Raw genomic sequence first — 25,109 nt, 5'->3', positions numbered from 1 at the left:
GTATAGACACCGCGACTAAACGCCCAAATCAAGAACTTGTTGCACGGAATCGACCAAATGACCAATCGCATCGCATTTCAGGGTGAGCCCGGCGCCTACAGCCACGAAGCTTGCCGCAACGCGCGCCCCGATATGGAGGCCCTGCCCTGCCGCACTTTCGAAGATGTGATCGAATCGGTTCGCGCCGGTGACGCGGATCTGGCGATGCTGCCGGTCGAGAACACGACCTATGGCCGGGTGGCCGACATTCACCGGCTGTTGCCGCACAGCGGGCTGCACATCATCGATGAGGCCTTCGTGCGCGTCCATATCAACCTTTTGGGCGTTCCGGGCGCAAAGCTTGAAGACATCACCGAGGCGCATTCCCATCTGGTGCTGCTGCCGCAATGCGCGGGATTTTTGAAGGAACACGGCATTCGCGGCCGCGTCAGCCCCGACAACGCCCGCGCCGCGCGCGAGGTTTCAGAACAGGCCGAGCTGCATTCGGCGGCCCTTGCCAGCGAGCTTGCGGCAGAAATCTACGGCCTGAACGTGCTGGCCCGCCATATCGAGGACCGCGACAACAACACCACCCGGTTTCTGGTCATGTCCCGGCAGTCCGACCTGACGCCACGCGGGGATCACGGCATGATCACCAGCTTCGTGTTTCAGGTGCGCAACATCCCGGCCGCCCTTTACAAGGCGATGGGCGGTTTTGCGACAAACGGCATCAACATGACCAAGCTGGAAAGCTACATGATCGACGGCTCGTTCACCGCGACCCAGTTCTACGCCGACATCGTTGGACACCCCGAGGACCGCAACGTGCAATTGGCCATGGACGAGCTGGAACACTTCACGACCAACGTTGAAATTCTGGGCGTCTACCCGGCGGCGCAGCCGCGCGGCTAAGGATCAGGGCCGCCCAACGCAAGATCGCAAACTCTGATTTGCGCGTGCCACTGCGCCACGCCGCAAGGATCGCGTCCACATTGGCATCCACCCCGTCCGTCGCGTCGACCTCCAGATCGTATTGCCGGCCTTTGTGAATTGTCCGCTGGTCCTGTTCCGCGCTGCCGGGCGGACGGTCACCACGGGCGGCCTCTCTGCGGATCAGCTCAGGCACCGGGCAATGCATGCCGACAAACAGCATGTCATGGTGTTTCAGCCCCTGTTTCATGGCTTCGGCCCAGTCCGCGGGTGCAGAATATGATCTGCGACATTCCTGGGGGCCAAGCTTGTTGGATTCGATCCTGAAGAGCGGTATCCCGGGACACCACTCAGATGCGACTTGCGCAGAACACCGGCCATTGCGCAAGCCCGGGCAAACCTGATCGCAGGGCGCCAAAACCCTTAGACGATGGCCGCAACCGCCTTTGCCACCGCCGCGCGTGTGTGTTCCAGATCAGACTCGGTCACGGCCAGCGACGGGTACAGCTTGCCCGGCGCCTTGAAGATACCCGCCTCGCGCAAGGCGGTGTTGTAGACGACGTTGCGCTGGGGATCATCATGTTTCGCGCTGCGGTAGTCCCGGCAAGTGTTGGCGGTGAAATAGATGTCGAACAGTGTCTCATCGCCGCAAATCCGGTGTGGGATACCGGCGGCGCTCAGCGCTTCGGACTGCATGGTCTGCAGCGCCTTTCCGGTTGCGCGCAGCTTGTCATAGACACCGTCGCGGCGCAGAACCTCCATGGTTTTCAAACCGGCCACGGACGCGATCGGATTGCCGGACAGCGTGCCCAACTGCATGAGCCAGCCCTCTTCGCCCACCTTCGCCTTGTCGAAATGCTTCATGATCTCGGCGCTGGCACCAAGAGCCGCCAGGGGAAAACCGCCACCGGTGATCTTGCCCAGCGTGCAGATATCGGGCGTCACGCCGTATTTCTCCTGCGCACCGCCATAGGCCAGACGAAACCCGGTCACGATCTCATCGAAGATCAGCAGAACACTGTGCTTGTCGCACAGATCGCGCAGCCCGTGCAAATAACCCGGTTCAGGCGGGATGATCCGCTGCAGCGGCTCGACCATGATGGCTGCAATGTCGTCATGTTCATTCAACAGGTTCGACACCGCCTCGAGATCGTTGAAAGGCGCGATCAGCATCTGGTCGGCCACGCCCTGCGGGATACCCGCGCTGTCGGGCACGGCCTGCGGGAAGTTGACCTCGCGGCTGGGGGCCAGGCTCATCTGCGCCTCGGCGCTCATCCCGTGATAACCGCCTTCGAATTTCAGGATCTTGTCGCGACCGGTATAGGCGCGGGCCAATCGGATCGCATACATATCCGCCTCACCGCCCGAGGCGACAAAGCGGATCTGCTCGCAACACGGCACCGCATCAACAATCGCTTCGGCCAGCTCGACACCCTTTGCATTGTTGGCAAAAAAGGTCATGCCCTTGGGCAATTGCTCCAGCACGGCCTCCATCACCTCGGGGTGGCCATGGCCCAGCAGCATCGGCCCCGAGCCGATCAGGTAATCGACATATTCCTTGCCATCCTCATCCCAGACGCGGCTGCCTTCGCCGCGGGCGATGATGATACCCGGATCGAAATTGCCAAACCCGCCGGCGGGAAGAACCTCGTTCGCGCGGGCGATCCATTCGGATTGAGTATTGATTTTCAGCATCTCAAACGATCTCCAATATTGGGGAGCCAAGAACCTCCGGGTCCGGTGTAACACCTAACCCCGGACCCTCAGGCGGGGCAATCCGGCCATTTTCACGGTTTGGTGCGTCCGGGCAGACGCGCGGGGAGACATAGGAAGACAGGTCGCAGGTATTCATCAGCGACGCAGCCGGTGTCGACGCCGCGAAATGCAGCGCCGCGGCCGTCACGATATCCGACCCCCAGGTGCATTCGGCGCAAATCTCGGCCCCCAGATGCACGGTCAGATCCCGCGCCCGGCGCATGGCCGACAGCCCGCCGAATTTCGAGATTTTCAAAGCGACGGCATCCATGCAGCCCAGCGCATGCGCCTGCAACAGCGAGGCCAGATCATGAGCGTTTTCGTCGATCTTCATCGGCAGGCCGGTCGCCTGACGCACCGCCGCGCAGTCCTCAAGCGTTTTGCAGGGCTGTTCCAGCATCACATCCAGATGCGCCACCGCCCGGCCCGTACGCGTCGCCTGCAAGCGCGTTGCCCCGCAATTCCAGTCGCCATAAACCAGCGGTCCCGGGCCCACGGCCTCGCGCACCCTGGACAGCCGCTCAGCGTCGGCTTGCCAATCGCCCTCGACGCCCAGCTTGACCTGAAACTGGCGAATGCCGGTCTGGTAAGCGGTCTTGGCGATCCGCGCCATGTCATCTGGCGCGATGCAGGTAATCGAGTGGTACAGCGGCATATCCGCCTGTGTCCGCCCGCCCAGCAGCGCATAGACCGGCTGACCCGAGGCCTTGCCAAACAGGTCCCACAGCGCGAGATCCACGATGGATTTGGCATAGAGATGCCCCTGCAGAAACCCATCCAGCTTGCGCATGGGCGCATCGACCCCGAAGGGAGACATGCCAAGAATTTCCGACCCCATCTCGGCCACAGCTGCGGGAACCCCATCGGCATAGGCGGGAAGGTAATGCGGAATCGGGCAGACCTCGCCCCAGCCTTTCAAGCCGGTATCCGTGTCCAGACACAGGATATGACTTTTGACTGTCGCGCAGGTCTTGCCCTCGGCCATGTGATAGGTTTCGTGACTTGTCAGGTCGACGGACCAGAGCGTTATCTTGGTGATCCTCATTGGTAGGCTCCGACCGGATCGCCCAGCGCATCCTCGTCCGGCGAAACACCAAGGCCGGGCGTTTCAGGCAGATGCAGGTGGCCATCAATGTTGCGCGGACCGCGCCCGCCAGCGATGTCGAGGGTGATCATATCCTGACAGGCCCAGACCGCGTGGCAGTTGTCATCCGGGATGGTCGCGGCCAGATGCAGCGCTTCGGTGTCCGCCAGAACCGACCCGCCCGTGGCCATCACGAACATGTCGATACCATGGGCCAGCGCGACATCACGGATCCGCGCCGCCTTGGTCAGGCCGCCGACGCGGTTCAGTTTGATCCCGAAAACCTCGGCAAGCCCATCCCGGGCGATGCGCGCCGCATCCTGCAGGGTGACCAGGCTTTCATCCACCGAAACGGGCGAGGCATGTCTGCCCGAGATCGCAGCAATGTCGTCCAGCGTCTCACCGGGTTGTTCGAACGTGACGTTCAGGTCCTCGCAGGCACTCATCACCCGCAGCGCCTGTTGCCGGTTCCAGCCCCGGTTGACGTCATAAAGGATGATCTCACCCGGTCGCCGGATGCTTTCGACATCGCGAACACGGGCAATGTCGCGTTCGACATCTCCACCAATTTTCACCGAATGGGCGATGTAGCCCCGGCTGCGATAGCGTTCGATCACCGCGCGGGTTGCTTCCACGGTTTTCGCGCCCACGGACGAAGCAATCGGACGCGGTGTTCGTGACCCGCCGCCCATAATGTCGGCAATGGGCAGGCCCGCCGCCTGCCCGGCGATGTCCCAGCAGGCCATGTCGATCGGGCTTTTTGCATAGAGATGTCCGGGTAAGGCAAGATCCATGGCACGTTCCACATCCAACACTTTGCGCGGATCCAGGCCCAGAACGAAGGGCGCCATCGTCTCGATTCCCGCGCGGATACCCGGCCCGTGTGCGGGCACGTACGTGTGGCCCCAAGGAGTGCCCTCGCCCCAGCCGGCCAGGCCCTCATCCGTTTCGACTTTGACCAGCGTTGCATCAAGCACCTCGAACTTGAGCCGCCCGCCGGACAACCAATAGGGATGCTCCAACGGCAGATCGACGTGATAGACCGATATCCGGGTGATCTTCATTTCAGTTCCACTTCGACAAAGGACATGGGGCTGTCCCCGTTATTGATAACGTTATGCTCGACCCCTTCATCGCGCCGATACGCGGATCCGGCCGGGACCGTCACGTCATTGACCGAGCCATCGGGCAATTCCAGCCGCATATGGCAATCGGAGATGGCGGTGATGACATAGTCCATCTCGTGCCGATGCCACCCGGTTTCCCCACCGGGCGCAAAGTCAAATCGCGTCACCCGAACACGGGCGTCGTCAATCATTTGAGTTGCCGTTGCTTGTGGTCTCATAGGCGGAACTCCTCTATCGGCGCGCCGAGGCTTTCGAAATCAGGGGTTACGCCCAGACCTGGCGTATCAGAGGCGTAAAGCTTGCCATCCCGCGACACCGGACCGCCGATTCCGGTCGACCGCGTGTTGTAGTTCATCAGATCGGTGGTGTTCTGCAGATACTCTGCCGGGGTTGAGGCCGCGAAATGCGCCACGACCGAGGATGTGATCTCGCCACCCCAGGTATCCTCACTGACCACCGGAATTCGGTTATCTAACAGATAATCCCGCACGCGCCGCGCCTTGCTGAGCCCCCCGAGGTTCGAGATCTTCAGGCAACAGATCTCGGCCCCGCGATCCGCCACGATCCTCTGCGCCATGTGGATGCCGGTCAGACATTCGTCCAGCTTCATCGGCTGCTCGGCGACACGGCGCACCTGCTGGCATTCTTCATAGGTGCGGCAGGGCTGTTCCAGAATGAAATCCAGATCACGCGTGGCACGCGCCACCCGGATCGCATTGTCCACGCGCCAACCCTGATTGGCATCGGCCATCGCCTTTTCACCCGGCTCCAACAGCGGCACCGTGGTGCGGATACGGTCAATATCGGTGACCCAATCGCCGCCGACTTTGACCTGAAACTGGCGATAGCCCTGATCCCGGTAGCGATCCATCTCGGCCACGGTCTCGTCCACCGCCTTTTGTGGGGCCACCCGGTACATCGGCGCACCGTCGGTCAGCTTACCGCCCAGCAGCATCCACACCGGCTGATCACAGGCCTGCCCCAGAATATCCCAGCATGCCGCATCGAACGGGGCCTTGGCATAGCCATGCCCCTGTACCAGGTGATCCAGAAGCCGTTCGATCCGCCCGACCTGACGCGGGTCTTCCCCCAACAGCTTTGGTGCCACCAGACGTGCGAGTGCAGGAACACCTTCGGAATGCGCCACCATGTAGTTCTCGCCGCAGGGCGTGAACTCCCCACAGCCCTGCAATCCGGCATCGGTGTCGATCACGACCACCGACGCAATAGCGGTTTCAATCGCGTTGCCCGCACCCCAGACATACGTGCCACCTACATAGGGCAGCCCGGTCTGGAAGACGCGGATACGGTTGATCTTCATGCAGCGTCCATTCTGGGCAGATCGCCCATCCCGTCGCCGCGCCACAGGACAAAGGTCAGGATCGGCTGTTCTGTCGTGGTCATGGCGTGGCTTTGCCAGCTTTTGTGATGCCGCGTTTCGTTAGGGCCGACGAAGGCCTCGTTTCCGTCGACCCGGAACACCGCCCCGCCCGCCAGAGTCAGATACAGCTCCTCAGCCTGATGGCTATGCCAATCATAGTTCAGGCCGGCACCCCAATACGCGACGTAGCCCCGCAGCTGAGTCGAGTGGAAATGCCCTGTCGGACCAAAGAGTTCGTAGTACCCAAAGCGGTTCAGGAAATCCGCGCCGACCTCCTCTTCGGTATAGGTCAGCTTCCACTGCGCCAGATGCGCCGTCGCCTTGATCGCCGCGACCAGATCGCGGGTCGGCTCCCCGACGTCCTCGGCAAAGTCACGCACCAGATCGGTCGCCGGTATCGGCGCAGGCTGCAGACCTGTGGGAGTCAGATCATCGGGCCAGGCCCCGAAAGCGGCAAGATCAGGATGCGCCTGATGCACCAACCGGGCCGCTTCCAGTACGTCATCAAGCGTCATGGGATCACCACAATATTGCCGGTGTGTTGTTTGGCGATGAAGGCGGCCTGCGCCTCGCGCAACTTTTCCAGCGGAAAGGTCGCGGCCAGCGCGGGCTTGATCTCTCCGGCTTCGATATACTTCACGAGGTTCCGCATTACCTGCGGGTCGATCACGGTCGAGCCGGTAAAGGTCAGGTCGCGCAAATAGAAAGTCCGCAGGTCAAACTCGACCATCGGGCCCGCAATGGCGCCGGAACAGGTATACCGACCACCTCGTTCCAGAATGTCGATCAGGGTCGGCCAGTAGGGCCCGCCCACCACATCGGCAACCACGGTGATCTTCTCGTCGCCCAGCGCCGCCCGCAGGTTTTCCGGCGCGCGCGGCAGGATCACATCGGGCCCCAGTTCGGCCACATCGGCATGCTTCGCCTCGGACGCCAGCGCGATCACGCGCGCACCGCGGCGCTTGGCCAACTGGACCAAAGCGCCCCCAACACCGCCGGACGCGCCGGGCACCAGCACCGTGTCTTTTTCGGTCACGTTGGCGCGGGTCAGCATGCCTTCGGCGGTGGAGTAAGAACACGAGAACGTCGCCAATTCGGCATCCGAAAGGCCCGAGTTGATCGGCACAGCGTTAACCGCAAGCGTGGTCGCGTATTCGGCAAATCCGCCATCGCGTTCCGAACCGAAATAGCCGGTTTTGTCCATGTTTTCCGGGTCGGCAGGGTCCCGCAACCAGCCATCGGTGATGACACGTTGGCCAATACGGGCAGGGTCAACGCCTTCACCGACGGCCACGATTTCACCGCAGATATCGGCCCCTTGAATGCGGGGGAAGGTGATCGGCGCGCCGCCCCATGTCGGGTCGTCCTCACTGACTTCTTCGAAAGCACCTCCGGTGGTCGCCTCAGAGACGGTTTTGGAGTACCAGCCGGATCGCGTGTTCACGTCAGTGTTGTTCAGACCGCAGGCGGCGACCTTGATCAGAACTTCTCCGGCGGCGGGGTCCGGGCGCGGCCAGTCCGTGTGCAGCACCATCTGCTCCAGCCCGCCGTGACCCATCGTGACCATGGCTTTCATCGTATCGGGCAGGCTCATCACGCGGTCTCCATTATTGCGTCTGTGCGGGGCAACAGGCTTTCGGGGTCATAGGCCGGCTGACCAAGAATCCGGCCCGCGCGGGGCTTGCCGTGGATCACGACCTCTACTGCGGTTCCGGGTGCGGCCGCGTCGGGTTTGACATAGGCAAAGGCGAGGATCTTGCCGACTGTGTGACCATAGACCACCGAAGCGGTCGACCCCACGACACGCCCGTCCAGCACCACAGCTTCTCCACCATGGCCATCCGCAACACCATCCGGCTCGATTTCGAGATATGCACACACCCAGGGCAGGTCAGTGTTCAGGGTCTTGTCCTTACCCAGATAGTCCTTGTCCGTCTGGGCAAAGCGCAGCACGCCTGCCTCGGCCAACGTGACCTCGTTGGTCAGTTCACCCGCGCCCTTGAAGGCCTTCTCCATCCGCATCACGTTCATGGCAAAGCTGCCATAATCGGTGATGCCATGGGCCTCGCCTGCCACCCACAACGCGTTGTAGACATCCAGGCAGGCCGCGTTGGGCATGTGCAGTTCCCAACCCAGCTCTCCGGCATAGGACATGCGGAAGGCCCAGACCTTGTGGCCCGCGATGGCGATCTCCTGCGCTGAAAGCCAGCGGAACCCGGCATTGGTCAGATCGGCGTCGGTGCAACGCGCCAACACGTCCCGCGAGCGGGGGCCGTTCAGCGACAGGGCCGACCAGTCTGCGGACAATGCGGTGATCTGAACATCCTCACCTGCGCGCTGTTGCGCCAGATGATCCAGCAGGCGCTGTTCGAAGAACGCCGCGCAGACCAGATAGAACCGATCCTCGGCCATGCGGACAATTGTCGTCTCCAACTCGATCCGCCCACGCCGGTTCAGCATGTGGGTCAGCGTGATCGAGCCGACCTTCTGCGGCATCCGGTTGGCGGTCAGCCGGTCCAGCAGGGCGTAGGCATCCGGCCCCGAGACCTCGACCTTGGTAAAGGCGGTGACATCCATGATGCCCACGCGTTCGCGCACCGCTTTGACTTCAGCCGCGACCATGTCATCGGCAGGTGTACGGCGGAAGGAATAGTGATCGCGCTGCTCCACGCCGTCCCGCGCGAACCAGCGGGGGCGTTCGAAGCCATAGACCTCCTCGTGCACAGCACCCTTGGATTTCAGCAGCTCATACAGTGGCGACGGCTTGATCGGGCGCCCCGCCAGACGGTTGAAATGCGGAAAGGGGATTTCGTGGCGCAGGCAGTAATCCTCTTCCGCCTTGATCACCTGCCAGTCCTTGGTCGCATAGCTGCCAAACCGGCGCGGGTCATACTCGCGCATCGAAATATCAGCAGCGCCATGCACCATCCAGCGCGCCAGTTCGCGGGTCAGACCCGGCCCCCAGCCGATCCCGATCTGGGTCCCGCAGCAACACCAGTAGTTCCGAACACCGGGCGCGGGCCCGATCAGAGGGTTGCCATCCGGCGGATGCGAGATCGCCCCATGCACATCGCGCTGAATGCCCAGCTCGGCAAAGATCGGCATGCGATTCAGGCTTTCCTCCAGCCACGGCATCACCCGGTCGTAATCCGCGTCGAACAGCCAGTTCTCGTATTCCCACGGGCAATGATCGTGCCAGACCGAGTTCGGGTTTTCCTTCTCATAAATCCCGATCAGCCCGCGCTGCTGCTCCATCCGGATATACCCCGAGACCTTGCGGTCATCGCGGATCACCGGCAGCTCCTTATCCAGGTTCTGGAACTCCGGCACCGGCTCGGTCACGAAGTAATGGTGGGTCATCGAAGTCATCGGCAGTTGCAAACCGGACCATTCACCCATCTGCCGGGCATAGGTACCGCCCGCGTTCACCACATGCTCGCAGGTGATTGCGCCCAACTCGGTCTCGACCACCCACTCGCCATTTTCGGCCTGCGTGATGTTGGTGGCGCGGCAATTGCGGAAGATTCGCACGCCTTTCTGACGCGCGCCGGTCGCCATCGCCATTGTTACATTGGTCGGATCCACATGCCCGTCATCTGGCGTATAGAGCGCACCCAGAACGCCCTCGAGATTATAGAACGGATGCAGCTCGGCGACCTTCTCGGGGCCGACCAGCTCGATGTTGAACCCCAGCGACCGGCCCACCGACAACGTGTGGCGCAACCAGTCCATCTCGTCCTCGGTATAGGCCAGCCGGAACGAGCCGCAGCCATGCCATGTGACGGGTTGGCCGGTCTCAGCCTCCAGCTGGCCGGAATACAGGCCGATGTTGTAGTCCACGCATTTGCCCAGCCCAAAGCTCGAGGTCGAATGCGTGATCTGGCCCGCCGCATGCCAGGTGCTGCCGCTGGTCAGTTCAGCCTTCTCCAGCAGGACGGTATCACCGCCCCACCCTTCATGCGCCAGATGATAGGCCAGACCGACCCCCATAACACCGCCTCCGACGATGACCACACGGGCCTGTGACGGCAATTCATTCCCGGACATGATTTTTCCTCTTCCCGAGTCGCGTTTCTGCTCGACAGGCTAATTCCACAAATGTACCATCGTCAATCATGAATGACACAAATGTATCATCAATCGTTCTGAACCGCCTGAGTCAGGAGTGGGACGCCCTCACCCCCGAGGCGCAGAAAGCCGCGCGTTATGTGCTGGAAAACCCAAGCGACGTTGGGGTCTCGACCGTGCGCGAGATTGCCGAAGCGGCAAAAGTGAAGCCCAACACCTTTGTCCGCATGGCGCGTCAGGTCGGCTTCGATGGGTACGAGGATTTCCGCGCGCCCTTCCGCGAAGCGATTCGCAAGGGCAGCGTGTCGTTTCCCGACCGTGCCCGATGGTTGCAGGACATTGGCAAGTCGGGCGAACTGGGCGGGCTTTACGCCGATATGGTCGGCGCCGCGATTCGCAACATCGAAGAAACCTTTGCCGGTATCGACGCCACAAAGCTGAAAGCTGCCGCAGAAGACATCTGGAACAGCCGCCAGATCTTCACGCTGGGCGTCGGCGTCAACAACTCGAACGCGCGCAACTTCACCTATCTGGCCTCGACAGGGATGAAACAGTTTCACGCCATCCCGCGACCCGGCTCGACCCCGGTGGATGATCTGGCCTGGGCCGATGAACAGGACGTTTTGATCGCGATCACCTGCCGCCCCTACCGGACCGAGGTGATCGAAGCGATCAAGCTGGCCCGCCAGCAGGGCCTGACCGTCGTTGGCATCTCGGACAGCCCGGCCAGCCCGGTGATCCTGAACGCACATCACGGTTTTGTCGTCGCCGCCGACACACCACAGTTCTTCCCGTCCTCCGTTTCGACCATCGCTTTGCTGGAAACACTGCTGTCTTTCGTGATCGCGGTGTCCAGCGATGAGATCGTCGAGCGGGTGGAACGGTTTCACCAACGCAGACACCAACTTGGCCTCTACGCGGAGGAGCCCGAATGAACGCCCCCCTGACCCATTCCCTTGACGCCCGATACTATACCGATCCCGCCATATTCGGGCAGGAGTTGCAGGGTCTGCTGGCCCGAACGTGGCAGTTCGCGGGCCACATCGCGCAGGTCCGCGAGACCGGGGATTACTTCGCCTTCGAGATCGCCGGGCAAAACCTGTTCTGCATCCGCGGCCGCGATGGCGAAATCCGCACCTTTTACAACGTCTGCCAGCATCGTGCGCACGAGATGGTCACCGGAGCGGGCAACACGCGCGTCGTCGTCTGCCCCTATCACGCCTGGACCTACGAGTTGTCCGGCCAGTTGCGCGCGGGCCCCAACATCAAATCCGTCCCCGGCTTTGACCGCAGCGCCATCTGCCTGACCCCTGTCCGCACCGAGGTGTTTAACGGTTTCATCTTCGTCAACCTCGATGATGACGCCGCGCCTATGGATGAATGGTACCCCGGCGTGCGCGAGGAAATCCGTGCCTTTGTTCCGAACATAGACAATCTGGAACCGCTGGAATGGGTGGAAATTCCGGAAAACTGCAACTGGAAGGTCAGTATCGAGAATTACTCGGAATGCTACCACTGCCCGACCAACCACCCGACCTTTGCCGAAGGCGTGGTCAAGCCCGAGACCTATGACATTCAACCCGACGCCGACGGCGGCTATGTGCTGCGTCACACGACCGAATGTCAGAGCCTGGAAAAGATGACCTACCCTATTGACCTGTCAGTACCGCATGCGGGCGATTACCAGTCATGGTTTCTGTGGCCGATGTTCTCGTTCCAGTGCTACCCGGGCAACGTGCTGAACACCTACCACTGGCGCGCCAACGATGCCGATCACTGCACCGTCTGGCGGGGCTGGTATACCGAGGGCGGTTCGGAAAGCGCAGTAATCCGCCAACTGGCCGTACAGGACCGGGAAACCACGGTCGAGGAAGACATCCGCCTTGTCGAGTCCGTGCACCGCGGGCTCAAGTCGCGCGGCTATCGTCCCGGCCCGCTGGTGCTGGACCCGGGTTGCGGCGTGATGTCGGAACATTCGATCGCCAAATTGCAACAATGGATGCGCGAGGCCGTCGAATGACGCCGGTGCCTTTGTCCCAGGGAAGGCGTCAAATTTTCTCAGTCTTCGAAAGGACAGGCCGATTATGCTGATGCCCGGAGAATGGCGGCCTGAACACAAGCTTTTTCCTTATCAGGTCGGCTTCACCTCTCCGCCGTTCGATTTCGATGCCGCGCCATCGGACTTCCTGCGCATGTGCCCCGAAACCGTCGGCGTGCATGGCTGGATGCTGCATGTCCCGGATTACGTCCACGGGCTGGATCAGCGGAAAAAGAACTTCGGCATGCTCGAAGATTTCGTGCACTGCATGTCACGCAATGGCGTGGATGTCTGCGGTCAGGTCGGGTCGAACTGGGTCCATGCCTGCGGGTTGGGTGTCGACGGGGTGCGGCAGCACTGTGCTGATTTGTCCGACAAACACGGCACGGAGTTTCACATGGCAGGCTATGCCATGGTCGAAGCGCTTCGGGACATGAACATCGAGAAGGTCGCCCTTAACGCGGCCTATCACTGGCCCGAATGGTGGCAGGGCACCGTCGGCTTCCTGCGCGAGGCCGGGTTTGACGTGGTCTGGGCCGGCAATTTTCACGATCAGGGTTGGTTTTCCAGCCAGGAAGAGGTCAACAGTCATCGCTGGGTGTTCGACGGCGATCTGGCCCGCCGCAGTTTCGAATATGTTGCCGAAAAAGCCCCGAAGGCCGACGCGATCCTGATCAACGGCATGTGCAATTTCAGAACCGGTCCGGGCGGTCTTCCGCAACGTCCCTTGCATCTGGCCGATGATCTCGAGGCCGCAATCGGCAAGCCCGTGATCGGCCACGACATCGCGCTGTACTGGCGCATCTTCAAATCGCTTGGCATCGCACCCCAAACACCTCACGGGCAGCTTCTGCGGCGTCTGTAGCCGGGATTTTGCCTTGTACGAAGACAAGAATGGCAGTCGAAAGGTCGTTCAAATGCACCAAATCTTCGCGCTCTGGGCTGTACCCCGGTCAACCTCGACGGCCTTCGAGTGGATGATGCGCCAGCGCGGCGATCTCGATTGCCTGCACGAACCCTTTGGTGAAGCGTGGTATCAGGGCGAAGAACCGCTTTGGCATCGCTTTCGGCCGGGCGAAAAGACCACGCCGGGCCTGACCCTTGAAAGTGTCTGGGAAGACGTCCGGGCGCGCGCCCGCAAGGGGCCGGTGTTCCTCAAGGATTTTCCGCATTATATCAACCACATGTGGGATGCTGAGCTGCTGTCTCATTTCACTCACGCTTTCCTGATCCGCGATCCTGCTAAAACGATCACTTCCATGTACCGGCAATGGCCGGACTTTGCCGAAGGCGAAGTCGGCTTCCCCGAACAACGCGCCCTTTTTGATCTGCTGACAGCGCTAAACGGCACCCCGCCGCCCGTGATTGACAGCGACGACTTGCTGGAAGATCCGCACAGCATGACGCAAAAGTTTTGCGATTCCATAGGCATACCATTCATTGAAGACGCTCTGACCTGGGAGGCTGGCGGCGATCCGTCTGCCCATAGCTGGTGGGATGGCGGATCGTTTCACGCCAATCTGGCCAACTCCACCGGCCTTGCGCCACAGCCACGCAAGCACATCTCGATCGAAGATGCACCCGAAAGGGTCCGGCAGGTTCATCGCCGGATGAAGCCGCATTATGATCACCTGTACAGGCATCGCCTGAAGTCCTGAATTCACCCAAACCAACCGGAGGTTCCGAATGGCGAACATCTTTGACGAAGACCTTTTTCTGATAGGACTGGAACAGCGAAAAGCAACGCTGGGCGCTGAATATGTCGAGAAAAATCTGGCAGCCGCCGACGATTTAACCCGCCCTTTTCAGGAAGCCATGACCGCGTGGTGCTGGGGGTTCGGTTGGGGTGATGACGTCATCGACGCAAAGACGCGTTCGATGATGAACCTCTCAATGATCGGCGCGCTCGGCAAGATGCATGAATGGGAAATCCACTGCCGGGGTGCCATCAACAACGGTGTCACCACCGAAGAGATTCGGGCAATCATTCACGTAATCGGCATTTATTGCGGCGTACCGCAGGCGCTGGAGTGTTTCCGGGTGGCGCGCAAAGTCATAGAACAAGGCTAAGTCCGTCAGCAGTGTGGGGCCGGTTTGCCCCACACCTTCGACACCGAGGTTCTTACGCGGCGGCCAGGTTTTTCTGACGACAGTAGCAGGACGCGCGGATCGGAACGTCCGCACGCGCAACCGCCTTGTCGAGTTGCAGCTTGATATGCGCTGCCTCCACCGTTTCACCACGCCGCGTCAGACATTCATGCAAACCGTGCAGGCTCCAAACATTGCCCGGATGCTGACAGGCCCGGCTGAGCGTTGCATCAAGCCCCAGATCGGCACGATAAACCGCCTCGGCTTCTTCGACCTGCCCCTGTTCAAGTAACAGCGCGCCCAGCGCATGGCGGGTCGGCTGCATCCAGCCCCACGGCTCGTCATATGGCAGGTTATCGTCGATCCCGACCGATTTGCGCAGGTGTTCAAAGGCCGTTTCAAACTGACCCTGATGATAGGCCAACTCGCCCAGCATCATCTGTTCGGCCACCTTCAGGATATCGCGGCAGGTGTTATTGAACAGCATCCGGCTGTCCGGCACCCGATCCAGCGCCTGATAGAACAGGTCTCGTTCGGTCTCTGCTTCGTCCAGACGCTGAGTATTGGCCAGCGCCACCGTTCGCGCGTACCGCATCATAGCGCGCGTGACGCTGTACAGCTCTTCATCGTCGGGCAAGGACTGATCCAGAATATCCTGCCATCGCCCGAACCGGATCAACACGTGCTGTTTCATCGGGATGAAACCCTCGAACCAGTCTGCCATCGGGCGCAGCGTTTCTGACGGCAGGGTCGCGATCAGTTCATCGGCCGCTTCCAGCGCTGCAGTGGGCTGACCCAGAAACATCGCGCCGTAGATTTTAAAATGGTAGTTGTGACACCGGTAGACCGAATAGAAATTGTCCGCTCCCTCGCGTTTCAGAAACTTCCGGTCCGCCACAATTGCCGCTTCGTTGCGCAGCACCACATTCATGTAATCCCCGCAAAGCACGTCCACGTGGGTCGGCATATGCAACAGATGGCCCGCATCAGGCACCAAAGTGCTCAGCGCATCGCCATGGCGCAATGCCCGGTCGGGGTGCGGGGACATCTCCATAAGGTGAATATACATGTGCAACAGCCCGGCATGCGACCAGGCGCCCTGAAGCGTTTCGAATGCCTTGTCGAGAACGGCGATGGCCTCTTCGGTGTCGGCGCCCTCGGCCGGTTGTCCTGTCGGCAAATCCCAAAGCTGCCAGGGTGTGCGGTTCATGATCGCCTCGGCAAAAATCGCGCAGATATCCGGATCGTTTGGGTGTTTTGCATGGACCTCGCGCATGGCATTGGCAAAGGCGTCATTCCAAGGCGCAAAGTCCGCAATCTCTGCCGTCTCGGGATAGCGCGCCGACAACGCTTCGATCAGGGCTCGTTCGGCCGGAGTAACATCATCCAGCAACGCCATGGCGGTTTTGACCGAGGCACCGGCCACATCGATGCAGTCAGGCTTTTCCTCTTCCTCGAAAGCCTCCCAGGGTTTGTTGTAGTTGGGGCCGATGCAATAGGCGATGCCCCAATGGGCCATGGCGCAACCGGGATCAGCGCCCACGGCTTTACGAAAACACGCGATTGCTTCTTCGTGATTGTAGGCATACGTCCAGGCCAGGCCCCGGTCGAACCAAAGTTGCGCCTCGTTTGACGTGGTCGAAACCGGCCGGGAGTAATTTCCAAGGTCGTAGTAGTCCATTGCAGCGGCCTCCTTCTTCCCATTGGCGCAGACTACTACATCGGACGTTTTGAAGAAAGTGAGCCGCCAGACGCGCGCTAACGCTCCGGTCGATCGCAACTTGTCGATGGTTCCGCGCTGCCCAGATACTGTCCTCTGCGCCTTTTGTCGAAAGTCGGGCCGCCCAGCGCACAGGCAATCTCCAGGCTCAGCCTGTCCCAGATACGGACGGTTCCCTCTTCACCCGATGTCGCAAAGGTCTGCCCGCCGGGCGCCAGAGCAATACGCCAGCTTGGTCCCTTATGCACCCTTTGCACAGGCATGAGCCGCAAATTGGCAACCGTATCCCACCAATGAAGCTCACCGGATCTGTCGATGGCGACCAATGTTGCCCCATCCGCCAGAAAGGCAAGATCGGTCGCGCCGCCCTTATGGCCACCAAATGATGCCAGTTCAGCGCCGGTTTGCACGTCCCAGATCTTGACCACCTCGTCGCTCGAGGCGGATGCGATCCGCGCGCTGTCGGCACTGAAAGCGACGCTCCACACGGTATTATCATCCGCTTCGATAACCCGTTCCAACTGATTATTAGCCGTCGTCCAGATGTAGAGTTCTCCGTCCGGTGACGCGGCAGCAACGCGGGTTTCGTCGGGCGAAACCGCGACGCGGCTCAGGGCGATTTCGCCCGGTTCAACCGGGTTGACGGCGATGCTCTCAGACACATCCAAGCGAAACAGTCCGGACCCAGTTGCCGCGAAGAACGCGGAAGGTCCCGCAGCCGCTACCGACCAGACCGGTGTTTGGCCCAGGTTAAAACGCTGCTTTGACTGCATGGTCGCAGTATCCCAGACACGAATGTCGCCGTCTCTGTCACCAGTCACAAGCATCTTTCCATCAGCTGAAAACGCCGCGGCCCAGACCTGATTGCCGTGCCCTCTTAGCAGCATGGGTTTCATCGCCGACCCGACATCCCAGATCCAGACATTGCCGTTGTCGTCGCCCACGGCAATCGACGTGCCATTCGGGCTGTACGCTACCCCCAGCGCTTTCGTCCCGTCCGGCAAGGCCAGCATTTCGCCATCGCCCGGTTCCGGGTTGACCCGCCACAGACGAACCTGCTGATCCCGGCCCAATGTCGCCAACACCGGCGTTTCGCGCGCCACTCCGATATCCACGATACTCTGACTGTGCGCCTGCACCACGTCACCCAATGGCGACAGGGCTGCACTTTCCATGCGCAGTGTTCCATCGGCACTGGCGCCAATCAAAACGTTTTCAGGACCCGAGAAAGTGGCTGCAACAATGGGTCCTGCATCCGGGAACCGTTCGATGATCGGCGCGCCTTGCGGAAACCCGATTGTCGAAACCTTGCCGTTGGTGTGTGATACGGCGAAGGAACTTCCGGTGCTGTCAAAGGACAGATGATCCGGATCAGGTCCAAGCGGGCCGCCCGGGATGGGCAGAAACGCCCGGGCGCCTTTCTGGTCAACCCAGCCGAAAATGGCACCATCCACATTTCCTGCGACCAACCCGTCGGACACAGGCGAAAACGCCACCCTTTTGAACCCCAGCGGCATTTTTGCCAGCGGTGCGCCGATCTGCATCCCCGTCAAGACATCCCACAGCCGGACAGTGCCGTCGCCGGTGGCCGAGGCGACCCGTTGGCCGCTTGCATCGAAAGCCACGCCAAATGCCACGTCATCGCCGGAAAACAGTGTCGTGACCGGGCCGGTCCGGGATGGGGTGACATTCCACAGGCGGACATCCCCATCGGTCGCCGCAGAAACAAGCAACGTTCCGTCGGGTGAAAAGGCGAGGTCTCTGATTCCACCCGAATGCCCCACAAGTTCCGCCAGAACACCCTCGTCTGCGCTGGAACTGTGGAGAACGATACGCCCGTCGCGCAGCCCCACGGCAACTCTCAGGCCCGAAGGGTCAAAGGCCATGGTCTGAGCATCGCCAACTGTCAGCGGGCTGCCCAACGGGATCAGGCCGGGTCTTTCAAGTTGCTGCCGCGCCATCAGCATTGCGGTCCGCGCCTCGGACGTGGAACCGGCGGATTTGGCGCGGGCGATGGCCTCGGCGCTTAGGGAAAGGGCAAGCAGCGGATCGGTTTGCGACAAGCCGTTCGCGGCCGCACCCAACGCGCGGGCAAACCGCTCGTTGGCTTCGGCGGTGGCTGCAACGGCCATCTCACGATTGCTTTCTGCAAGCTGCGAGGCGCGAAGCGCCAGAAAAGAAGCTGCCGTCGCGCCTGCGGCGAGCAAGGCAAGAGCGCCCACCGCAATCTGGTTGATACGCCGCCGCCGCATCCTGCGCTGGTTGGAGACGGCCAGAGCCCGTTCGCGCGCCTCCCGCGCCGCGTCCAGAAAATCGCGTTCCTGACCGCCCAGCACGTTTTCATGGCTTTCGGACCATTCCAGCGAAGCCAGCAACCGGGTTCCGCGATACAGCAGATCCGGTTCTCGGTCTTCCGCCTGCCACTCTGCCGCGTCGTGCTGAATCCTTTGGCGCATGCGCAGATCGTCGCGGCTGTCCTCGATCCACGACTCCAATCGTGGCCAGGTTCGAAGCAGCGCTTCATGCGCGATCTGCACGGACTTTTCATCCACCGTCAAAAGCCGTGCATCCGTCAAAGCCTCGACAACCCGCCGCGTCGTGTCCGGATCAATGTCACGCTCGACATCGTCTATCGGCAGCAACCGGCGCGTATCGGGTGTGCCTTCGCCCGGAGTGACCAAACGCAGAAACAGCCGTTGCGTTGCCGCCTGCTGTTTCTTGTCAAAACTGTTCGAATAAAGCGTCTCGGCCGTCTGGCTGATCGCGCCCGTGACCCCGCCAGACTGCCGATAGCCGTCCAGTGACATAACCGCGCCTTTGCGCCTGCTCCACGTTTCATAGAGGGAATGCGCCACCAGTGGCAGCGAACCGGCCTCTCGCCCGGCCTCATCAACAATGGCGTCGATCAGAGATCTGTCCATATGCAACCCGGCCGCGCGCGCAGGTTCGCTGATCGCCCTGCGCAACTCGGGGCGCGTCATGGGGCCGACCAGCAACTGGTTGTCGGAAATGCGATCAGCAAGCCAGGGGATTTCAGCGCAGGACGCATAGAAGTCCGCCCGGATTGTCAGCACGATGCGCACGCGGCTGTCGGCTGGATCGGTCATCGCCGACAGGGCTTCGATGAACTTGCCTCTGCGCTCTTGCGTGACCAGCGTGAACAGTTCTTCAAACTGGTCGATACAAATCAGTAGCTCGCCCTTGTTGGCGGTTGCCAGACGGCGCGCGGCGCTGGGATAGGCGACAAAATCGTTCAGGGAAATCTGGGCCGTCAGATGCGAATTGTCCCCGATCAGCTGAAAATACAGATCAGTCATCGGATCCCGACCTGGCGTAAAGATGCAAACCCGCCAGTTTTCACTGCCCGGCATCGCATTTGCAGCAACCGCCGGCAGCAGACCAGCCCGCAGGACCGAGGATTTGCCACTGCCCGACGAACCGCCCAACACCAGAATGCGACTTTTTTGAAGCCGACTGACGAGGTCCTCGACCAGATCCTCTCGCCCGAAGAAGTAACCTGAATCTTCGGGCTGAAAGGCAGCAAGCCCTTTATAGGGGCATTCCACCCGGCTTTCCGAAATCTGGGTCACAGCTTCGGATGCGGCCTCGCGCCGGTCGCGATCCAGCGCATCGTTCATTGCACTGCGCCAGGATAACATTTCCTGAAACCGGGCTTCGGGGTCCATCGCCATGCCGTGTTCAATGCAGTCGCGCCACATGTCCGGCAGCCCGGAAATGTGTTCAGAAACACGATGGAACGGCGGCGGCGGCCTGCCGGTCAAGACATGCCACATCAATGCGCTGGCGGAATAGATATCCGTCATCGGCGTGACAGGATGCCCATGTTCAGCCTGTTCCGGGGCCTGATACAACGGGGTGCCGGCCATCATGGTCGCGCCGGTCACATCGATCGCAAGATCCTTGGCGATGCCGAGATCGGCTAAAAAGACGCGTTCGTCCGGCTCTACCAGCGCTTCAAACGAGGCTGAGTTGCCGTTGTCCCTGCTGCGTTTGACCCTTTGCAACAAAACATTCGCGGGTTTGACATCACGATGAACGACATTCGCCTCGTGAACCGCCGATAAGCCATCCGCCAGTGCATCGATCAGAGTGCCCAGACCCTCGCGCCTTGCCAGCACGGCGGGGTCCAATTGCTTAAGCCGCTCGGCCAGAGTCCCACGGTCCGCATAATCCATAACAAAATAAGGACGACCGTCTTCCAGCCGCCCTACGTCATGAACCGACACGACACGCGGTGACCGGATGCGCCGCAGCAAGCGCGCCTCCTCAAGAAAATGCGCTATGACGCTTTCATTGGCGGCCAGATTCGAATGGAGGATCTTGAGGGTTACAGGAACCTCCAGCTCCTCGTCCCGCGCCAGGACAACTGCCGCAAAACCTCCGCTGGCTATTTCCCTTTCGACGGCATATCGGCCAATGAACGCAGGAAAACTCATGTTGCGGTCTGCGTCTTAGAGATGCTCTTTCACGTCAACGCAATGGAACTTGGTCGCATCCAGGATATTGTGGTCCCGATCGGCGGCAGTCACGCACATCATCGTGCCTCCGTCGCGCGCTGCCGTGGAAGCCGCCTCTTTGGTGACATAGCTCGGGTATTCGTCATGCCGGTGCCAGCGGCCCTGTTCAACTTTGAAATCGCTCTGGGCATTGCGGCCAACCTGTTCGACCGAATAGCTGTCACCCCACCAGGCGTGAAAGTGGTTCTTTGACACATCAGGCGTGAAATTCGCCTCGTAGGTAACCACCAGTTCTTCACCGTTTTTTTCGACCGAAACAATCTGAACCTCGCACCCGTCCACCGGGCAGGCGTTGGGCATCGTGGACTGCGCATAGGCGGTCATGCTGCCGAACAAGGTGATCGCCCCAAAGATAAGACAGCCCCGGCGCACTTGGTTTCCAGAAGAATTCAAATACATCTTTCCCTCCTGAAGTTTGCTGAGAACAACCTTTCGCGCCGATCCTAACATAAATGCAGGTTTCCTTCTGAGACTTTCACCACACAAGCGGGAATACGGTACACAGATCATATTCAGCGGCGGACGATTTCAAACTCCAACGGGCGCGCATCGGTGTGCAGGACAGGTAGCGCCGGCGATATCAGCCCGCTGTCAGCCAGCATGACGGTCTCTCGCTTCAGCTGGATTTCCCTTGCGTTTTCGATCTGAACAAAGGTTCCGGACGAACTTCGGTCGGTCAGCGTAAGCTTGCCGCTTTTGACGCTGAATACGGCATGCAGCCGCGAAACCCAGGGCTGAGGCAATATCACGTCGCACTGGTTGGACCTTCCGATGCTAAGCTCTTCGCCCTCCCTGCACCTCCAGGACTGGTCGTCGTGATACAGCACAAGCGTGAAACTCTCGCCCTGTTGTCCCAGCGGAACATCGCCGGATCGGGTTGGCGCATGCATGACCGTACTCAGACCGTCTGTAGCTGCAACCAGGGAATAAGCCCTGACCGGATCGCTGACGCCTTTCAGGCGCAGCGCTCCAATCGGGATCAACTGCTTTCGGATGTTCGATCGCAATCCGGTCACAATGGTTTCGCTCAGACAGGCCTCGCCCGGGTTGGCCGCCGCCGCCAGCCGCGCCGTCAGGTTTACGGTTTCGCCGAATATATCATTCTCGGCAATGACGATGGGGCCCTTGTGGACCCCTGCATGAACGGACAGCACCGTTCCCGGGGGCTTGCTGACCATCTCAAGCGCCGCATGAACGGCGGCGTCGTGATCGAAGAAATAGCAAAGGACATCATCCCCTTTCTGCCCCACGTCAATTCCGCCAAATTTTCTTGTCACTTCGCGCAGCCTGTCGATCTCGAATTGAATCAGCTTCCGCGCCTGATCATCCTCCATCGACTCATAGAACGGAGTGCTGTCCGAGATATCGGCAATAATCGTGGTGGCGAGCTTGGTGTCCAATGTGTCGATCGCATCTGAGTGACTGTGGTCCGAGATAATATGGCACATGGCGGCCTGAACCGAGCGGGTTTCTTACGCACCCGATCGATTTGATTATGGGGCGTACACGTTCCGCCTTCCCATGGCGTTTGATTTGATCCCCAATGGTCGTTTTAGATTGGAGTTTGGCCGCGGGTCTGGGCGTGGGGCTTATGGTCTACGCACCGGTGGGTTTGTGGGAGACAAATCCACTGACCGTTTCCGGGCAAGTTGCTGCAAAAAGTGAAGAGACAATTGAAGGCGCTTACCGCTACACATCTTTGCACACCGGTTTTCACGCCTGGGCAAAATACGTCGTCACCGGCCTGTGCCTTGCCTACTACGCCAATACCCGAGGCATGCCCCTGACAATTCGGGCGGCGCTAACCCCGTTGCTCAGAGAATACTCCAACGGAATCGCGGGCCATGTGATCGATATACTTGGCGTCGTGGCGACGATACTCGGCGTGGCTGTGACAATCGGTTCCGGCGTTTCTCAAATGGTCGATGTCGCCAATATTTCCGACGCGACCAAGACTGCGGCTAATGATGCGGGCACACAGGGGCGCTTGTTTGAATGGCAGGCCGGATGGACAACCTTCTACTGGGCGTGGTGGATCGCGTTCTCGCCTTTCGTGGGTCTTTTTCTGGCGCGTATCTCGAAGGGGCGCACAGTGCGCGAATTCATACTTGGCGCGGTTATTGCTCCATCCCTTGTGTGCTTCGCCTGGATGGCCATTCTGGGTGGGGCCGCTATCGATATGGAACTGAATGGGGACGCCAACGGGGCAATCCTTGCCGCATCAACAACAGCGACACTGTTTGTCACCTTGGGCGAAATGATTTCGGGCGACTTCCTCATCATCATAAGCGTCATGTGTGTGGTGTTGACCATGACCTTCCTCGTCACGTCCGCCGACTCCGGCATTCTCGTGATGAACACGATCATGTCCGGTGGGTCTGAAGACACCGGTTTGCTTCATCGCGTTATCTGGGGCGCGCTGCTGACGCTTGTCATTGGAACCTTGCTGATTGCCGGTGGCGGCGGGTTAGAGGCTTTGACCAATTCGATGATAAAAGGCGCGCTACCGTTCAGCGTAGTGTTGCTGTTCATGTGCATCTCGCTGGCCAAAGCAATGATAGACGACCTGCGCCGCTTGAACCACGAGACGCAAGCGGAGGGGCCGGCGGGTTCATGATTGCCTTGCTTAGCGGTTTCAGAACCCGAAAAAGGGTGGTTGGATTTGGCAAGTCAGTAGGCGAGTTGAACCAGGCGTTCGGCCTTCTTGAAATTGGAGACCGTCTGGCAATCGAAGACCTGACGCACAAGGGCGCGTTTTGGACTTAGGCACCACCACAGAGCGGCATCGCAATCCTGCACGTTGCGATGCCTTTGCTGTTAACCGCAGAGTTCACCCCGCCCGCATCGCCTCGGGCGGCAGTTTGATCGGGAACCTCGAACGCACTTCTGCATCGGCCTTGCTGCCAAAGTAATTCGGGTAGTGATTGGACAGAATGTCATCCACCACCGAGCGGCTGCGTTCAAACATGTCCTGACGCCCGGCTTTTTCCCAGGTATCGGTCAATTCCCGGTCCAACAGGGTCGGATAGACATATTCGGTCTCCATGTATTGCAAGGTCTGTGCGTTGCCGAGGAAGTGGCCAGGATCAATCGCGCATTCATGGATGACGTCCACAGAAAGCGTGTCGTCGCTCACTTCAATTCCACGGAGCGTTCGCGAGATCATTCCGGCGGCCTCATTGTCGATGACCATGGACTCGAAGCTGCACCCCATCAGGCTGCCGACCATCCCGCCAAATTCGCAGAGCCGGTTGGCCCCGGCATGGGCCGCCAAGGCGAAGGTCAGCGCCTTTTCCAGACCATATTGCGCGTCGGGGATCTTGGAATCCGTCATGCCACATCCGACGCTGGTCGGCAGGTTGTAAAAATTGCCCATCTGAATGGCTGCGGCCGAAATCAGCGCCTGTTCACCGCTGCCGCCCGTGAACGACCCGGTACGCAGGTCGGTGATGAAGGGCCAGGCCGCGAAGACGACCGGTGTGCCCGGGTTGATCAGGTTGGCAATGGCGACGCATGACAGGGTCTCGGCCACCGCCTGCGCCAGCGTGCCAGCCAACGGCGCAGGCGACGTGGCCCCAGCTTGCGGCGGAACGGCAAGATCGCAGACGAGACCCATTTTCGCGGTATCGATCAGGATTTCCAGATTATCCCGCCCAAAGCGAAGGGGAGAAACGATTGGGCAGCCACCAAAGATGACCGAGGGCTTTTCAAGGAACTTGCCCTCCCCGCCCGAGGCCAGATCGAACAGATGGATCGCATCCTGAATATGCTCGCGCGTGCGGAAGGTCAGGCAGGACGGTTTTTCGCTACCCGCCAGGATGGCATAGAGCATGCTCATGTCATGCTCATAATCCTGCGGAACATCCGTTGCCAGAACCGTGTCGCCGGTCATGTGAATATTGTCGAGCCGATCCACCAGACGGGTGAAATCATAAATATCCTTGAGGGTTGATGGCCGGTAACTGCGCGTTTCGGCGTCGAACGTTGTCACAGCGGTGCCGGAGTTTGCGTAGTACACCTTGTCCTTGGTGCAATGCATGTCGTCCTTGCCGGCCCGCGATCCGCGTGCGTGAACATAGAATTCACTGGCCGCCTTGGCCAACAGGTCCTCCATCAGGGCGCGCGGAAAGCACAGCCTGCCGTGCTCGTTCACTGTCGCCCCCTTGGGCATCACAAGATCAAGGACTTCCTGCGTGGGATCGCCGACGCCTGTGCGTTCCAGAATGCCGAGCGCGGCTTCGTGGATGCGTGCCATATCGGCGTCTGACAGCGGCTTGTACCGGCCACCGGGGATGCCGGGCCAGATTGCCTGCGAGGCGGTATTGCTGGTCCGCACGGCCGCGCGTGCTTCACGCCCGCCCCCGCGCCGTCGTGATCTGCGCTGCGTAATTTCTGTCATCG

At 60.4% G+C, this 25,109-nt stretch carries 21 protein-coding genes; 7 read left to right on the top strand and 14 right to left on the bottom strand.

Annotated elements, in window-relative coordinates; translation table 11 throughout:
• Nucleotides 1-57 precede the first annotated feature (57 nt).
• On the top strand, nt 58-891 hold the full coding sequence (locus ACR0J2_RS10895; RefSeq protein WP_170613612.1) for a prephenate dehydratase: 834 nt from the start codon (nt 58-60) through the stop codon (nt 889-891).
• On the opposite strand, the gene ACR0J2_RS10890 is transcribed toward ACR0J2_RS10895, so the two are convergent.
• The 9 genes from ACR0J2_RS10890 to ACR0J2_RS10850 are packed head-to-tail and all read right to left on the bottom strand — an operon-like array spanning nt 836 to nt 10,303.
• Nucleotides 836-1,297 (bottom strand): phosphotransferase-like protein, encoded by a 462-nt coding sequence (locus tag ACR0J2_RS10890; protein WP_480812572.1) that lies wholly within the window; start codon nt 1,295-1,297, stop codon nt 836-838. The genes ACR0J2_RS10895 and ACR0J2_RS10890 overlap by 56 nt on opposite strands.
• 35 nt (nt 1,298-1,332) lie before the next feature.
• Entirely contained in the window at nt 1,333-2,604 is a 1,272-nt protein-coding gene (locus ACR0J2_RS10885; protein ID WP_480812571.1) for an aspartate aminotransferase family protein, read from the bottom strand.
• A gap of 1 nt (nt 2,605) precedes the next feature.
• Nucleotides 2,606-3,709, bottom strand: coding sequence for a mandelate racemase/muconate lactonizing enzyme family protein (locus tag ACR0J2_RS10880; RefSeq protein WP_480812570.1), 1,104 nt, complete (start codon nt 3,707-3,709; stop codon nt 2,606-2,608).
• Nucleotides 3,706-4,812 (bottom strand): mandelate racemase/muconate lactonizing enzyme family protein, encoded by a 1,107-nt coding sequence (locus ACR0J2_RS10875; protein ID WP_480812569.1) that lies wholly within the window; start codon nt 4,810-4,812, stop codon nt 3,706-3,708. The genes ACR0J2_RS10880 and ACR0J2_RS10875 overlap by 4 nt, the downstream gene beginning before the upstream one ends.
• Entirely contained in the window at nt 4,809-5,093 is a 285-nt protein-coding gene (locus tag ACR0J2_RS10870; protein ID WP_170806027.1) for a cupin domain-containing protein, read from the bottom strand. The genes ACR0J2_RS10875 and ACR0J2_RS10870 overlap by 4 nt, the downstream gene beginning before the upstream one ends.
• Nucleotides 5,090-6,196 carry a mandelate racemase/muconate lactonizing enzyme family protein gene (locus ACR0J2_RS10865; RefSeq protein ID WP_480812568.1) on the bottom strand — a complete coding sequence of 369 codons (1,107 nt, stop codon included), beginning with the start codon at nt 6,194-6,196 and terminating at the stop codon, nt 5,090-5,092. Before ACR0J2_RS10865 ends, ACR0J2_RS10870 begins: the two co-directional genes overlap by 4 nt.
• Complete coding sequence (locus ACR0J2_RS10860) at nt 6,193-6,771, bottom strand: dimethylsulfonioproprionate lyase family protein (protein ID WP_480812567.1); 579 nt, start codon at nt 6,769-6,771, stop codon at nt 6,193-6,195. The genes ACR0J2_RS10865 and ACR0J2_RS10860 overlap by 4 nt, the downstream gene beginning before the upstream one ends.
• The gene (locus ACR0J2_RS10855) at nt 6,768-7,850 is read right to left on the bottom strand and encodes an alcohol dehydrogenase family protein (RefSeq protein WP_480440651.1); all 1,083 of its coding nucleotides are present in this window, start codon (nt 7,848-7,850) and stop codon (nt 6,768-6,770) included. Before ACR0J2_RS10855 ends, ACR0J2_RS10860 begins: the two co-directional genes overlap by 4 nt.
• Entirely contained in the window at nt 7,850-10,303 is a 2,454-nt protein-coding gene (locus ACR0J2_RS10850) for an FAD-dependent oxidoreductase (protein WP_480812566.1), read from the bottom strand. The genes ACR0J2_RS10855 and ACR0J2_RS10850 overlap by 1 nt, the downstream gene beginning before the upstream one ends.
• Before the next feature lie 68 nt (nt 10,304-10,371).
• On the opposite strand from ACR0J2_RS10850, the gene ACR0J2_RS10845 reads away from it, so the two are divergent.
• The 5 genes from ACR0J2_RS10845 (at nt 10,372) to ACR0J2_RS10825 (ending at nt 14,432) form a co-directional block, all read left to right on the top strand.
• Nucleotides 10,372-11,259 carry a MurR/RpiR family transcriptional regulator gene (locus ACR0J2_RS10845; RefSeq protein WP_170613630.1) on the top strand — a complete coding sequence of 296 codons (888 nt, stop codon included), beginning with the start codon at nt 10,372-10,374 and terminating at the stop codon, nt 11,257-11,259.
• The gene (locus ACR0J2_RS10840) at nt 11,256-12,344 is read left to right on the top strand and encodes an aromatic ring-hydroxylating oxygenase subunit alpha (RefSeq protein WP_480812565.1); all 1,089 of its coding nucleotides are present in this window, start codon (nt 11,256-11,258) and stop codon (nt 12,342-12,344) included. Before ACR0J2_RS10845 ends, ACR0J2_RS10840 begins: the two co-directional genes overlap by 4 nt.
• Before the next feature lie 64 nt (nt 12,345-12,408).
• A complete protein-coding gene (locus ACR0J2_RS10835; RefSeq protein ID WP_480812564.1) occupies nt 12,409-13,227 on the top strand; it encodes an aspartate racemase/maleate isomerase family protein in 819 nt (272 codons plus the stop codon).
• A gap of 52 nt (nt 13,228-13,279) precedes the next feature.
• On the top strand, nt 13,280-14,020 hold the full coding sequence (locus ACR0J2_RS10830) for a sulfotransferase-like domain-containing protein (protein WP_480812563.1): 741 nt from the start codon (nt 13,280-13,282) through the stop codon (nt 14,018-14,020).
• Nucleotides 14,021-14,048: 28 nt separating this feature from the next.
• On the top strand, nt 14,049-14,432 hold the full coding sequence (locus tag ACR0J2_RS10825; protein WP_480812562.1) for a carboxymuconolactone decarboxylase family protein: 384 nt from the start codon (nt 14,049-14,051) through the stop codon (nt 14,430-14,432).
• Between the two features lie 52 nt (nt 14,433-14,484).
• On the opposite strand, the gene ACR0J2_RS10820 is transcribed toward ACR0J2_RS10825, so the two are convergent.
• The 4 genes from ACR0J2_RS10820 to ACR0J2_RS10805 all read right to left on the bottom strand — a co-directional run bounded on the left by ACR0J2_RS10820 (nt 14,485) and on the right by ACR0J2_RS10805 (nt 22,156).
• Entirely contained in the window at nt 14,485-16,131 is a 1,647-nt protein-coding gene (locus tag ACR0J2_RS10820) for a hypothetical protein (RefSeq protein ID WP_480812561.1), read from the bottom strand.
• 77 nt (nt 16,132-16,208) lie between these two features.
• On the bottom strand, nt 16,209-20,627 hold the full coding sequence (locus tag ACR0J2_RS10815; protein WP_480812560.1) for a WD40 repeat domain-containing serine/threonine protein kinase: 4,419 nt from the start codon (nt 20,625-20,627) through the stop codon (nt 16,209-16,211).
• 15 nt (nt 20,628-20,642) lie between these two features.
• Nucleotides 20,643-21,107, bottom strand: a complete 465-nt coding sequence (locus ACR0J2_RS10810; protein WP_170619178.1) for a hypothetical protein — start codon at nt 21,105-21,107, stop codon at nt 20,643-20,645.
• A gap of 113 nt (nt 21,108-21,220) precedes the next feature.
• A complete protein-coding gene (locus tag ACR0J2_RS10805; protein ID WP_480812559.1) occupies nt 21,221-22,156 on the bottom strand; it encodes an adenylate/guanylate cyclase domain-containing protein in 936 nt (311 codons plus the stop codon).
• Nucleotides 22,157-22,251: 95 nt separating this feature from the next.
• Here ACR0J2_RS10805 and ACR0J2_RS10800 point away from each other — a divergent pair, with 95 nt between their 5' ends.
• Complete coding sequence (locus ACR0J2_RS10800) at nt 22,252-23,325, top strand: BCCT family transporter (protein WP_480812558.1); 1,074 nt, start codon at nt 22,252-22,254, stop codon at nt 23,323-23,325.
• Nucleotides 23,326-23,538: 213 nt separating this feature from the next.
• On the opposite strand, the gene ACR0J2_RS10795 is transcribed toward ACR0J2_RS10800, so the two are convergent.
• Entirely contained in the window at nt 23,539-25,107 is a 1,569-nt protein-coding gene (locus tag ACR0J2_RS10795; protein ID WP_480812557.1) for a trimethylamine methyltransferase family protein, read from the bottom strand.
• Between the last annotated feature and the right edge of the window lie 2 nt (nt 25,108-25,109).

Source organism: Ruegeria sp. CG4 (genome assembly GCF_056537185.1).
This window is presented reverse-complemented; position numbering and strand designations above follow the sequence as displayed.

Bases quoted from the DNA above. Each gene is read 5' to 3' on its own strand.
- ACR0J2_RS10805 (WP_480812559.1), bottom strand. From the start codon at position 22,156: ATGTGCCATATTATCTCGGACCACAGTCACTCAGATGCGATCGACACA.
- ACR0J2_RS10870 (WP_170806027.1), bottom strand. From the start codon at position 5,093: ATGAGACCACAAGCAACGGCAACTCAAATGATTGACGACGCCCGTGTT.
- ACR0J2_RS10855 (WP_480440651.1), bottom strand. From the start codon at position 7,850: ATGAGCCTGCCCGATACGATGAAAGCCATGGTCACGATGGGTCACGGC.
- ACR0J2_RS10845 (WP_170613630.1), top strand. From the start codon at position 10,372: ATGAATGACACAAATGTATCATCAATCGTTCTGAACCGCCTGAGTCAG.
- ACR0J2_RS10820 (WP_480812561.1), bottom strand. From the start codon at position 16,131: ATGGACTACTACGACCTTGGAAATTACTCCCGGCCGGTTTCGACCACG.
- ACR0J2_RS10815 (WP_480812560.1), bottom strand. From the start codon at position 20,627: ATGAGTTTTCCTGCGTTCATTGGCCGATATGCCGTCGAAAGGGAAATA.
- ACR0J2_RS10840 (WP_480812565.1), top strand. From the start codon at position 11,256: ATGAACGCCCCCCTGACCCATTCCCTTGACGCCCGATACTATACCGAT.
- ACR0J2_RS10810 (WP_170619178.1), bottom strand. From the start codon at position 21,107: ATGTATTTGAATTCTTCTGGAAACCAAGTGCGCCGGGGCTGTCTTATC.
- ACR0J2_RS10825 (WP_480812562.1), top strand. From the start codon at position 14,049: ATGGCGAACATCTTTGACGAAGACCTTTTTCTGATAGGACTGGAACAG.
- ACR0J2_RS10885 (WP_480812571.1), bottom strand. From the start codon at position 2,604: ATGCTGAAAATCAATACTCAATCCGAATGGATCGCCCGCGCGAACGAG.
- ACR0J2_RS10880 (WP_480812570.1), bottom strand. From the start codon at position 3,709: ATGAGGATCACCAAGATAACGCTCTGGTCCGTCGACCTGACAAGTCAC.
- ACR0J2_RS10860 (WP_480812567.1), bottom strand. From the start codon at position 6,771: ATGACGCTTGATGACGTACTGGAAGCGGCCCGGTTGGTGCATCAGGCG.
- ACR0J2_RS10795 (WP_480812557.1), bottom strand. From the start codon at position 25,107: ATGACAGAAATTACGCAGCGCAGATCACGACGGCGCGGGGGCGGGCGT.
- ACR0J2_RS10875 (WP_480812569.1), bottom strand. From the start codon at position 4,812: ATGAAGATCACCCGGATATCGGTCTATCACGTCGATCTGCCGTTGGAG.
- ACR0J2_RS10800 (WP_480812558.1), top strand. From the start codon at position 22,252: ATGGTCGTTTTAGATTGGAGTTTGGCCGCGGGTCTGGGCGTGGGGCTT.
- ACR0J2_RS10895 (WP_170613612.1), top strand. From the start codon at position 58: ATGACCAATCGCATCGCATTTCAGGGTGAGCCCGGCGCCTACAGCCAC.
- ACR0J2_RS10835 (WP_480812564.1), top strand. From the start codon at position 12,409: ATGCTGATGCCCGGAGAATGGCGGCCTGAACACAAGCTTTTTCCTTAT.
- ACR0J2_RS10865 (WP_480812568.1), bottom strand. From the start codon at position 6,196: ATGAAGATCAACCGTATCCGCGTCTTCCAGACCGGGCTGCCCTATGTA.
- ACR0J2_RS10850 (WP_480812566.1), bottom strand. From the start codon at position 10,303: ATGTCCGGGAATGAATTGCCGTCACAGGCCCGTGTGGTCATCGTCGGA.
- ACR0J2_RS10830 (WP_480812563.1), top strand. From the start codon at position 13,280: ATGCACCAAATCTTCGCGCTCTGGGCTGTACCCCGGTCAACCTCGACG.